At 58.3% G+C, this 12,181-nt stretch carries 7 protein-coding genes; 1 reads left to right on the top strand and 6 read right to left on the bottom strand.

All coding sequences use genetic code 11. The features are described 5' to 3' along the window. Nucleotides 1-33 precede the first annotated feature (33 nt). Nucleotides 34-516 (bottom strand): MarR family winged helix-turn-helix transcriptional regulator, encoded by a 483-nt coding sequence (locus CA51_RS12835; protein WP_145121166.1) that lies wholly within the window; start codon nucleotides 514-516, stop codon nucleotides 34-36. Between the two features lie 410 nt (nucleotides 517-926). On the opposite strand from CA51_RS12835, the gene CA51_RS12830 reads away from it, so the two are divergent. Next, on the top strand, nucleotides 927-1,520 hold the full coding sequence (locus tag CA51_RS12830) for a peroxiredoxin family protein (RefSeq protein WP_145121164.1): 594 nt from the start codon (nucleotides 927-929) through the stop codon (nucleotides 1,518-1,520). 322 nt (nucleotides 1,521-1,842) lie between these two features. Here the strand turns inward: CA51_RS12830 and CA51_RS12825 are convergent, their stop codons facing one another. The 5 genes from CA51_RS12825 to CA51_RS12805 are packed head-to-tail and all read right to left on the bottom strand — an operon-like array spanning nucleotide 1,843 to nucleotide 11,926. Beyond that, entirely contained in the window at nucleotides 1,843-3,198 is a 1,356-nt protein-coding gene (locus CA51_RS12825) for a coiled-coil domain-containing protein (RefSeq protein ID WP_145121162.1), read from the bottom strand. Continuing rightward, on the bottom strand, nucleotides 3,195-8,606 hold the full coding sequence (locus tag CA51_RS12820; protein WP_261343086.1) for an AAA domain-containing protein: 5,412 nt from the start codon (nucleotides 8,604-8,606) through the stop codon (nucleotides 3,195-3,197). The genes CA51_RS12825 and CA51_RS12820 overlap by 4 nt, the downstream gene beginning before the upstream one ends. Then, complete coding sequence (locus CA51_RS26380; protein WP_145121158.1) at nucleotides 8,557-9,456, bottom strand: protein kinase domain-containing protein; 900 nt, start codon at nucleotides 9,454-9,456, stop codon at nucleotides 8,557-8,559. Before CA51_RS26380 ends, CA51_RS12820 begins: the two co-directional genes overlap by 50 nt. After that, nucleotides 9,453-10,091 (bottom strand): 4Fe-4S single cluster domain-containing protein, encoded by a 639-nt coding sequence (locus CA51_RS12810; protein ID WP_197451803.1) that lies wholly within the window; start codon nucleotides 10,089-10,091, stop codon nucleotides 9,453-9,455. The genes CA51_RS26380 and CA51_RS12810 overlap by 4 nt, the downstream gene beginning before the upstream one ends. Next, nucleotides 10,088-11,926, bottom strand: a complete 1,839-nt coding sequence (locus CA51_RS12805) for an AAA family ATPase (protein WP_197451802.1) — start codon at nucleotides 11,924-11,926, stop codon at nucleotides 10,088-10,090. Before CA51_RS12805 ends, CA51_RS12810 begins: the two co-directional genes overlap by 4 nt. Nucleotides 11,927-12,181 lie beyond the last annotated feature (255 nt).

Below are 12,181 nucleotides of genomic sequence, written 5' to 3'. Positions count from 1 at the left end.
ACACGTTGTCTCCAATTCCCCGAATATTTTGATTTAAGAGGGCAATTTGTCGTATTCGACAAACGATTCCCTGACCTTTTCCGCTAGCCCAATTAGGCTCTTCAGTTCCGTCGAATTCAGTTTGGCAAACAGATCCGTCTCCATGCCCTTGAGTGGTTTCATCGCTGTGTCGGCCAGCTTTCGGCCCGCCTTGGTGATTCGCACATGCACCACGCGGCGATCTTCGTCACATCGCTCTCGCTGCACCAGACCTTGGTTTTCCAGGTGATCGACAAGCGAAGTAATCGCCGGAACGACTTGGATCATCCGCTCGCCAATCTCGCCGCACGTCAACGGCCGGTCGGCCAACAACAGACTCCGCAACACGTTGAACCGCGATAGCGTCAGCCCGTGCTCGCGAAAGTAACGAGACAGTCGAACTTCCAACTGGTCGCCGATGCGCAACAGATTCAGCAACGCCTCTTGCTGAAGCGAAATAAACGGGACCGGGCGATGGAGTTCTTCCTGCAGCTTCATGCGATCTTTTCACTGATTGCAAGGACGTGTATCTGTCAATAGCTTACTAGTGAGATATTATGCGTCAATAGTTGCTTCAAGGCGTTTACGTTGATATTGATTGAGCAGACCGCCACCTTCCGCGGTGGCATCTCAGCCATGTGCGGGGTCTTCGGTGACGCGACTCAATCGGCTTCGGTGGGTGTGATTCGGGCGGGGTTAAGCGAACGGCCGTCAACGCGAGTTGCCAACTGTCAATTCCCGTGACCGCCAGGCGGCGACAGGTGCTTGATTTCTTCATGTCTTGAAGCGAGTTGGCTTCACATTGTCGACCCGCACAGTCACAATCTATGACCAGTATACGTCACCGGCAAGCAGCGGCAGCCCGCGACTTGCCATCCCCTACTCAAAATGAACGAGGTGTGAAGTTCATGCGAATCTTGCAACAGTTGAATGCATTATGTGTGTTGTCTCTTATCGCGGTTTCGATCCCTGCTAGCGTGCAGGCCGAATCGCCCGCCCCCGTGCAGGCCGCCAAAAATGCGTTGGCCATCGGGCAAACCGCCAAGGACTTTCAATTGCAGTCGGTCGGCGGAGAACTCTCCGGCAAAGTCAAATTGAGCGACGTCAATGCCGATGGAAAGGTCGTTGTCGTGGTTTTGCGGGGCTTCCCCGGTTCGCAGTGCCCCGCCTGTTCGGCACAGGTAGGTGACTTTGTAAAGAACGCAAGCAAGTTCGCCGCCAAGAAGACCAAGGTGTTGCTGATCTATCCGGGCCCGAAGTCGCAGCTGGATCAACGCGCTGACGAATTCCTGCAGGGAACCAAGCTCCCCGCTCCGCTCACCTTCCTCTTAGATCCAGGTTACACCTTCACAAACGCTTACGGTCTGCGTTGGGACGCGCCACGCGAGACAGCCTATCCAACGACGCTGGTCCTCGATGAAGCGGGCAAGATCCAGTTCGTTAAGATCAGCGAAACACATCGTGGTCGTTCTTCGGCCGCCGAAGTTCTCGAAGCGTTGTAAGAACGTTTGAGTCAGCTTGCCAGCACCGGCATGCATCGTTCATACGGATCATTGGACCAACCGTTAGTGAATCCTCGCCAACGCGAAGCGACGTTCCGCCGCGATGTGTGCCGACCGGATGACCATGCTTCCAACGCGTTGGGAACCCGGTGCGGTGGCGGAGTGGTCGGTGAGTTCTAGAGGGCGCGTGTGGACGTGCCGCATGCTTCACCTACTAAAGGCTCGACGCCACGAACGCGCTGGAGTCGAGGCTTCAGCCGATTTTTATCCAGCATCAGTCGCCTAAAGGCTTTACTCCAACCGGATCGGTTTCTCCGATCTGCTAACGGTGTTGCTGTCGTTCCTGTTTCTTGACCGTCGTTTCGATTTGCGATCGCCGTTCATCCGTCTTGGGGATGACGGCGATTGGCGTCGATCCGATCGGACGGGCGGTGAGGACCTTCGTTTCCAAACCCCGCCGGTCCAGCTCACCCATGACTTCCGCATGCGACTTGCACCACGTGGTTTCCATTTCAACATCGCGTTGCTGCTGCATGGCGTTGCTGGAACCTGGTTCGCCGAAACGAACGAGCTGTGTCTTTAAACGATCTCCAGCGACCGTGCTCAGCTCGACGGCATAGTCTTGGCTGCCCGGAGCCTGGACGACGACCTTGCCATCTTCGGCCCAGCCGGTCGCCATCGATTCGCGCACGTCGTATCCCATCGATTGCAGTACCGAAAGGATCGCCGCGCGACTTGCATCCCGATCGATTCGCTTTGCTTCCGCTTCGGTCCACGCGGCGACTTCGGCTTGCAGTTCGGCGATGTCCGCAGTTTCGTCTCCGCAAGCACGCTCGATCCGTTGCCGCAGCAAATCCGCGTCGGCGTCGAACGCTGCCAGTTCCGCTTCCAACCCGTCGAGAAGTTCGGCTCGGCGTTCCAACGCGCGCCGCCGATCGAGTTCTTCGCCCAATTGGATGATCAACGAATCGGTCTGCAATCGCTGTCGCGCCGCGTCGTCGATTTGACGAACTTCCGCGATCCGCGTCAGCCATTGCGAAGCATCGCCAAGACCATCGAGCACGGAGACCTTCGCCGCAAGTTGTTCCAACCGTTCGTCCGCCGACGATTTTTCAGCCGGTCGATCGGCCAGCCAATCGTTAACGGAGATCGTTCCCTGTGACCCCGCCAACGAATGAGTGACGCCTTGCAAATCGGCGTCAGCTCGCCGCTGCGCTTCCATCGCCAACGCGTCCAATGCGATCTGCAATTGGACCTCGTCCGGCTTGGCCAGCAGATCCGCTTTCATCGTTGCGAGGTTCGCTGCGTCGAGCCGCAAGACCGTCGCCGCGATTGCGGTGGCGATCGAACGCTGCCGACCAAGCCGCTCCGCAACCGAGGCGATACGTTTTTCTTCGAGCTTCGATTTCAATTGCACCGCGCATTCCAACGTTGCGTTTGCTTGATCGAGTATCGCATCCAGGGATCGCGGCAATGCGGTCGCTTGCCGGTCGGCGTCAAGGCGCGCCAGCGCATTGGTCAACGAACCGAAGACCCGCTGAAGGGGCTCATCCTCGGTAGCTTCAAGCATCGTTTGGATCTTGCGAAACTGTTTTTCGATGCGATATCGCAGCTTCCGAAACTCGCGTTCTTGAGCGGCTCGGATCGCCCGAACATCGACAACTTTGGGACCACTCATGTTTTGCCTACCGCCCTCTTAACAGCTTCGAGTAATCGTTTTCGCTCCGTCGTTTCATCGACCAACCACATCCGCGACCAAACCCGGTAGATCGTGGGGACTGTTGCCTTGAGCACATCTCGGCGCCACAACTCGCGGTGCCGCGCGTATTTCAAATCGGGATGGCGTGGCGAATCGCATTCGATCGCGATTGCAAACATGCCATCCTTGGGGCGGCGGATCGCAAGGTCGAATCGAAACGCGTCGTTCGCCCGAGGGCTTTCCACGACATATCCTTCGGACTCCAAAAACGTTCGCACTTCGATCACGAAGGAGTCCGCGTGCGCATCGGTCAGCGACCGCGTCGACCTCCGCGGGCCGAAGGCCCCTAGAATCCGAGTGGCATCTTCGAAGCGAGCATCGGAAACCGCTTTGGCGTACATCAAATAGGCTTGCAGATAATCGCGAGGTGTTTGCGGCGCGACCAGACTTTGACGTGTGTCGCTGATTCGTTCGAGTGGCATCGACGAATAGATCACCATCCGATGTTTCGCTCGGGTCGTCGCGACGTTCAACCGCCGTTCGCCTCCTCGTTGCCCGAGCACGCCAAAATTGCGTCGGAAGCTCCCCTGGGCGTTGTTGCCAAACGTCGTCGAAAAGATCATCCAGTCCCGTTCGTCTCCCTGCACGCTTTCGACGTTCTTGACAAAGAAACCGCAACGCTCGCCGTCGTGCACGCGATTCCGCTGTTGCATCAACGCTTGCCGAAACGCTTCGTCCTGTTCGGCCAACAGCTCCAGTTTGTCTTCGATCAGCTCGGCCTGCTTCAAGTTGAAAGTCACCACGCCGATGGTTGGTGTTGCCTCGATCGGCATCGACGCCCATAGGGCTCGGATCGATTCGACGACCCGATCCGCTTCGATCTCGTTCGATTGGTTCTCATACACTCCGTCGACTTCGACGAACTCGATCGGCTTCAGCTCCGCCACCTTCTCAGGCGGATGCAGCACCGGAACGCTCAAGCCGTTTTCGTAATAGGCCGCATTGGAGAAATCGATCAGCTGGCGGTACTTCGATCGATAATGAACGTTCAGCATCACCTTGGGGAAGACCGGCGAGGCGAGCTCCAACAGATCGCCGCAATCTTTCACCTCGCGGCGTTTCCCTTGGCTCTCAATCGCATCCTCCAACTCCTCTCCCTCCAAGTCGGTCGGCGTTTCATCCTCATCGTCAAACGCAGCGGCAAAAAATTTCGCGGGCGGCAATTGCTTTTCATCACCGCTCACGACGATCGTCTTGCCGCGGTAGATCGCTGGCAGCGCGTATTCGACCGGCAATTGAGACGCTTCGTCGAACACCACCACGTCAAACAATCCCTGCTGCAGCGGAAAGATCCGCGATACGGTATCGGGATTGGCCAGCCAGATCGGCCGCATTTGATACAGCCCAAATTCCCGTCCCATGTCGACGGTTTCACGCAGCTTCTTCGCGCGCGGCCCGGTGAACATCAGGATGTCGTCCCAGCGGTTGCGTCGGGCGATCTTGTCGACCGCGGGCAGCTGAGGCACCAGCCGACGGACTGAGTCGCCCAACGCTTTGCAACCGTCTCGCAGCTGTTCCACTTTGCTTTCAAACTCTTCGCGACCGATCAACAACCACGGCCATTGTTCCTCCGCATTGGCACGCCACGCCAGCAACGCCTCGCGCTCCACCGTTTGCCGCATCAAATCTCCAGCCGATTCTGGTGGCAGCGATTCCCAAATCTCTCGCTTGGAGGCCATCGCCGCCAAGACCGACAGTTCGAGTTGGGGGATCGAATCGGCGCGCAAGCGCAACGTTTGGAATGCTGCTAACGAATCCCAAGCGGCAACGATTCCATCGGTCGACTGGTTTGTCGGTTCTCCCAATCGCAGCAACCCCGTTACGCGATCGACCCACGCCGTCTCGAACCATGCTTCTAATGGTTGCAGCGTTTCGAGACTCTCATTCCGCAATCGATCCAATCGAACGCCTTGGCTCGCGGCAATTAAGAATTCACGAATCGCCAACGAGGTTCCTGCTCGGAGGGCTAAATGGTAATGATCGCGACAGGGACAGTTGTTCCCCCGATCGATAAGTGCTTTAGCATCCTGCAAGCTTGTCATAAGAGACCGAACCTTGTCGGCAAGCTGCTGCGAAGAGAGATTCACCACGGGAGCTCCCAACTGCAACCGCATGCGGGCCTGTTCGTATCCGCGGCAGCCCGCGCGTGCCGCCGCTTCGTATTGCAGCGCATCGCCGATCGCGGCGATCTCTTCGCCAACTTGGGCTGCGTCGGATCCGCAGAACTGCGCAATCCGCGATACGGCGCCGTGATAGGGGGGCCAAATCTTTCGCAGCCAAGAACGCTGCCAACGCGCGACCTTTCGACTGTCGTGGTGCAATGCGTCGATTTCGGCGTCGGCTAACGGCGCGAGCTTCGTACGCAAACGCAGCTCGCGCTCGGGAGCCAGGTTGGATTGAGCGTCTGCGGCGAGTCCGGTCAATCGATGGAGCTCTGCGTCGGCGACTCCACTTTCAAACAGCTCCACCCATTTCCCCGTCGTCGCCAACGTCGGTTCGGATGTCGCCTCGATAGCCGTTTGATGCTCCGATAGCCAGCCTTCCATCGCACGCATGTCGAACTGGTTGATGTCGACGACGCGCGTCGTTGCTTCCAGCTCTTCGTGCCGTATCCCTTCGCACTGGATGAAAGCATCCAATGCATGCTTCACCGCAACGATGGTCTCCCGGTCAGCGGAGAATCTTTTTAGGGCATGCAGGCTGCTGTTTTCATAACGTGCGGCTAACCAAAGCGGGGCGATCGATTCGATCTGTTGTCCGATCGCTTTTACCGATGCAATCGCCAGCGGTTGCAACAGGGGACGGAGCGTTGGCACCGAAACCGTCTTGGGCTGATTGCCATGTTCGATTAAATCCGCGATGACCTGTTCGTAGGTCAAACCGCTCTGCAGCACAGGATGCATCATCGCTTCGTGGATGCGATCGAGTTCCGCCTCCAATCGGCCAACTTCTGCCGCCTGCGTCCGATGTCTCGCAGCCGCCGACTCGCGTCCCAATTGCCCACGCAGCTCCGCCAATTCCGCCCGCAATCTTGCGAGAAAAGGTTTCCGGTCGCGCGACGGATCCCCAATTAAAACCGTTCGATCGCCTAGCCCCGACGATTCCAAGCGATGCCCGACCACCTCTAACGCCGCTTGCTTTTGGCAGACAACCAGGACGGTTTGCCCGCGAGCAACCGCGTCGGCAACGATGTTCACGATCGTCTGACTCTTGCCCGTTCCAGGCGGTCCTTGGATCAGAAGCCCCGGCGGATTGCGGGCTGCAAAGACCGCAGCCTCCTGTGACGGGTCGGCTTCGGTGACCAGAAACCGTTGCTCGGTCGGAGGGATGGGAGCTGGTTCAACATCCTCCGCGCGGTCCAATCGCAGCAGCGTCGCCGCCGGTGACGCATCAAATGGAAGGTTTTGGAGCTTGTCCAATTCGTCGGCTAGTTCCTGTCCGGCAAAGTCGCATTGGAAGATCACGCCGCTGGCGACGAGGCGGCAATGAACGTCCTCCGGCAACGAAGGCTCGGCTGGCAGCGGCGCCGACTCGGCAAGGACCTGCTCGTGTGCGTCGGCAAACAGCGGCTGCAGAACCTCGATCAACTGTTCCCCCGTGATCGAATCGCGACTCTGAATTTCAAGCAGCGCATCGGCAAAACGTTGCTTCTTTTCTTGAGTCAGCAAAACGCCGTAGGCTGGATTCAATCGAACGCGTTCTTGTTCGCGATCGGCAGCGATGCGTAGCGACGTGTTCTGCCCTTCGGCATAGTCCAACTTCACCGGCCACAGCAACAATGGAACAAAACGTGGGCGACTTTGCCCTGCATCGACATCGCGGCGGACCAGGAAGGGAAAACCGAGGTGCAGCGACGAGATCCCGGTATCGCGTTGATAGTTTTCACAGTTGTTCCGCAATCGACGCAGCCGCCGTTGCAGAATGGGATCGCCCGCCAACACGCTCGGGTCGACGCGCGATGGGTTGCCATCGTTACCGATGATCGCGTCGATCAGCGAATCGGCCGGAATCGCTCCGCTCCCCAATTGAGCGACATCGATCCGTGCTGAATTTTTGCTAATCCTCAGCGACATCAAAGGACCGCGTTGGACGCTCGACAACACCTTGCGGCGGAAGAAGTCCATCAGCAACCGCCAATGTTCGCCCCCCTCCGGCTTTTGCCATTGCTCGACCGGAACGCACAACAGCGCCACGGCTCGGGCCAATGAGATCCGATGTTCAAACCGAAACGTGTCGGCCCACTGATCGGCGGTGGCGACCCCGCAGCGAACGAAGTCGGACAAGCGATCGCTGAGGGTTTCGAAAACTTCGCGGCGTCCTTGTTGCAATCCTTGCCGCGCCGCTTCGCGATCCCAAAACGTTTCGATGCCGGCGGCGTTGGCTTCGCGTTCGGCTTCATCCAACAAGTCGTCCGCCGATCGGAACTCCGTCAGCGGAGCGGCTAGCAAGACCAACAGCTCCGCTTCGCTTAACGAATGCTTCGACAGCAGATGAGCCAGCGCAGGGTGCCGTGATTCGGGCCAATCAGCCTGCCGGCGAGTCCACTGTTGCAGGAGCGTTTCACGATCGACGACCAACGACAAGGCATCGAACCTCGCCGAATCGATTGGGATCTCACGCTTTTGAATCAGACGTTCGGCCGCTTCGCGACGCTCGGTAACGTCGACGAACCACAATTCGCGGCTGAGCCGCATTAAGTGCGACGCAATCGAACCCCGCAGCCAAGCGAGACTGCGAACCGCCGTCGCGGCGAACGATGCTGGCGAGACGATCGCGCCGTCGAAACAGAGCGGCAGTTGATCGTTCATCACCAACAAGGCCAACATCAGTTGTTGGTCGTTGGCGAGCGAGTGGTCTTCGATAATTGCATCCCAGTTTTCCCCGGCGCGATCGTCCAACTTCCCCTCTGTCAACCAAGTCCCCAGTTCACCACTGGCCAATTGAGCGACAGCGTCTTGCCAGTGTTCTGGCAATGCGGCGGCCAAAGCGTATCGCGTTGGGGATCGGTAGTCCTCGTCACCCAAGCGAATCGCAGCGCCCTGATCGTCGGCGTCGAGATCGCTTTCGAAGTAGTGCTGCAGATCCGTTTCACCTGCCAGCCAAGCCGCCACCTGCTCGTGCCCCCAGCGACGCGAATGGTCGCGCGTTAAAAGGCCCTTCAATAACGTCTGCCAGCTGTCGTCGAGCTCTTCGGGAATCGGAACGGGGCGCGTGAGGATCAATAATTGGAACGCACGTGAATCGATCTCTTCGAACAAGTTGCCGCCGGTGAGCCGTTCAAGCAGGAGCACTCCAAGGCTCCACCAATCCGATGCAAACGTACTGATCCCCGCAAAACGTTCCGGTGCCGTGTAGTGCGACGTCCGTGGATTGGGAGCGACGTGGATTGGGAGCGACGTGGATTTCCAGTTCCGCAACCGCAGCGGCGTTATAGTTCGATACGACGAGATCGATCGGATCCGAAGTTCGCACCCCGATGTTTTCCGGATGTAAGTCGCGATGCAGTAAGCCTGTATCATGCAGATCGTTCAACGCCGTCGAAATTTGATCGACCAAGTCGCGGCAAAACGTTTCGTCGAAAGGGCTTTCGATCGCGAGGTCGACAAGCGTTTCCTGAGGACAGGATTCGTAGACTTCAAAGCTGCGGTGATCTCGATCACCAACATCGATCAACCGCAAGCAACGGGGCGAATTCAGCGACCGTAGGATCGACTGGACTTCTTCGTCGCGATCGACTCCCAGCGGGTAATGCTTGCACAGCAGAAGCTCTTTGCGATCCGTTGCCTCGTTACCGACAGTCGATTCGACAAGATACCGATCCGCTGTAGCATCTTCCTGTTCAAGCGTCTGTACGACCCGATATCGAGCGCCGAATATGAGCGACGCGTCGTCCGCGGGCTGTTGCTCGGCGGTTTCGGTCGCCACGTCGCCACCGCACTCGATGCAAACCAGGTCGTCCGGGAACATCGCGTGTCCGTTTACACAGCGGCGGTCGTCAGCTTGGGGCTGATCTTCGTCTGGGCCTTCATGCGTGGTGCCTGCCGAATTGGGAACTGTCGCAGCAATCGTGGCGACACTAAACCCGCAGCCGTTTCCAGTCGTTCCCTCGCCACTGCAATACATCTCGGCGAGGTCATTGGGGTGGCCGCATTTAGGGCAGATCTTGACCAAACTCATCCGCGCACACCATCCAACAGTTGATCCGATGTCCCCGCAGCAAAGCCCATCGCGGTCAGACGTCGACGAATTTCAGCCATCGCGTTGGGTTTGGGAATTCCCGCAATCCAAACCGTATCGTCATCGAAACAGAGATCGAGCGTTGGGGCTTCGTCCAGGTTTGCATACCGCTGCGCCGCGGTCGGCGTCAGCAAATGCATACGCTGATTGTCCGATCCACGCAGCGGTTGGGTCTGCGGTTGCTTGGCGTCGTAGGGTTCGCTGATCAACACATCCAGTTGCGCCACGATTGCGGGATACCGATCCCACAACAACTCCGCCGAATAGCCGGAGAAGAGCAACACGTCGCCCTTGTTTTTTGTACGCCACCATTTCACCAACGCCGCGACGGCGTCGGGCTGGTCAAAAGGTTCACCACCGGAAATTGTCAGCCCATCGGCGGCGGCCGTCCACGGGAGCAGGGTTTGCGTCAGTTCATCCAGCTGGATTGCGTTGGTCCCCGACTCCCAAGTATCGCGGCTGATACATCCTGGGCACTGAATCTGGCAGCCTTGAAACCAGACGCCCACGCGGGCGCCAAATCCCAATGAATGGATCGGGTAATGAATTCGGTTGATCGAAATCGATTGCGTCACGCCAGCTCCACCGTTGTCAAACCATCGCGGTGATCGATCCGCCGAACGATGATCGCTGGCGAATCGGGAGCGTCGAACAACGCGCGCGCCAGCGGGTTGATGAAATGGGCTTCCAATTGATTGCGGACGCCGCGGCCGCCGTTGGAAAGGTCGGCGAGACAAAGCTCCTGCAGCGACCGCCGTGCAGAATCTTCGACATCGATCGGCCGCCCCGTCGCGGTTTCGACCTGCCTGCAAATTCCTGCCAACATCATGTCGAAGATCTCCGCCACGACATCGTCTCGGATGAAGTCGAAGACAACGATGTTTTCGCCGATCCGATTCAAGATTTCCGGACGACCGATCTCTAACTTGAAGAAACGATCAATCTCCGCTCGCACCTTCGCTTGCATCGATGGCAGGTCGTCGGCAGGTGTTGCGTTGGGGACACGTTTGCCCCGTTCATCGATCCGATACAAGCCGAGGTTCGAAGTGAAGATCAAGAACGCTTCGGAGAAGTAGACGCGTTCGCCACGGCCCGATGTCAGGACGCCGTCATCGAGGACTTGCAGGAATTTGTCCAGGATCCGCGGGTGGGCTTTTTCGATCTCGTCGAACAACACCACGCTGAATGGTTTCTCGCGAATTGCATTGGTCAGTTCCCCGCCGGTGTCATAGCCGACGTAGCCCGGAGGCGCGCCGATCAAGCGTTGGTCGGAATGTTCCGCCGCAAATTCGCTCATGTCAAAGCGGATGTAGGCACTCTCGTCGCCGAACAACAGTTCCGTCACGGTCTTCGCCAGTTCAGTCTTTCCGGTTCCGGTCGGCCCAGCCAGAAACGCGACGCCGCGGGGACGTCCCGATCGGCCTTCGTTTCCGGAGAGTCCGATCACCGATCGCTTGATGATGTCCAGCATCTTGGTGACCGCGTGATCCTGCCCCTTCAACCGCCGTGCGACAAAGCTGTCGGCGCTTGCAATCTTTTCGCGATCCAGCTTGGCCCAAGGATTTTCGGTCACGCCCAGTTTGAAACGACGCACGCCATCGTCCAGGCGATCGATCGGGACCTCTTCGTTGCGGCACAGTTCGGTGATCGAAATCATATCCAACAGCATCAATCCGTGAGTCTGTTCGACCAACGATCGCTCCGCCGCTGCGATCTGTTCCTCGCTCGCCTGACGCGCGCCGGGGATTCCGGGAATCAGACTCTTTGCGATCAGCCCTCGCGTCGTCCGATCGGGGACGGGCAACGCGATCGGACGCAGACGCGGATTGCCGACGACAAACCATGGCGGTAGGTCGCCTTCCTGATCGGCGATCCAAACGATTGGATTAAAGAGCGTGCTCGCATCGGGACCGCAGGGTCGCGCGGCGACGTCTAAACTGAGGATCAACGAGGCGGTGAACCAATGGTGTTCGTCGTCGGTCTGTAAGTCGGGGCGCACCAGATAACGGGACGAAAAATCGGCGAGCACCGCGATCGGTTCGGGTTCGCTGCGCACGAAGTCGGGAAACAGTTCGAAGAACCGTGCGACGCTGGCAGGCGAGCCGAGGTTGTCGTTCCAACGCAGGTCGAATCGATCGCTGAAGAACTGCTGTTCCGCCGCGATGTCGATTCCGCTGACCAGAGGAACGGAGAAACCGTTCAGCGGATCGAAGGCCAACACATGTGCGATGCCACGGCTGCGCAACAACTCCGCCAGAAAGCTTGTCAGCGGCAGCGGCGCGTAGCGATCGTCGGCGACCGCCCAGGGGTAGCGGTCGCGCACATTACCGCTCAGCAAAAACTGGCTCTTCAGCGGCAAAAAGCGAGCGAGATCCAACGCCCAACGAGGCAGAGCTTGCGGCGATTCCATACAGCGCATCCTGGCATCAAACCAAAGTCGTCAAAGCCGCTATCGTACCAAGAATTCGCTCCGCCGCGTCTCCCCCTAAAACTGCAAACCGCGCAGCAACGCGGCCAGCCCGGAGGGCGTCACATCCAATGCCGGTGGTGTCAACCACCGGTACGCAGCAAACAGACGAACTCAAAGCAAGACCAGCCCACACGAGCCTAAACGGAAGCTGAAAAACATCTCAAAGGTTCGCATGCTGGCAGCCCGATGCGTTGC

The sequence above is a fragment of the Rosistilla oblonga genome (genome assembly GCF_007751715.1).
In the GTDB taxonomy this organism is placed as follows: Bacteria; Planctomycetota; Planctomycetia; order Pirellulales; family Pirellulaceae; genus Rosistilla; species Rosistilla oblonga.
This window is presented reverse-complemented; position numbering and strand designations above follow the sequence as displayed.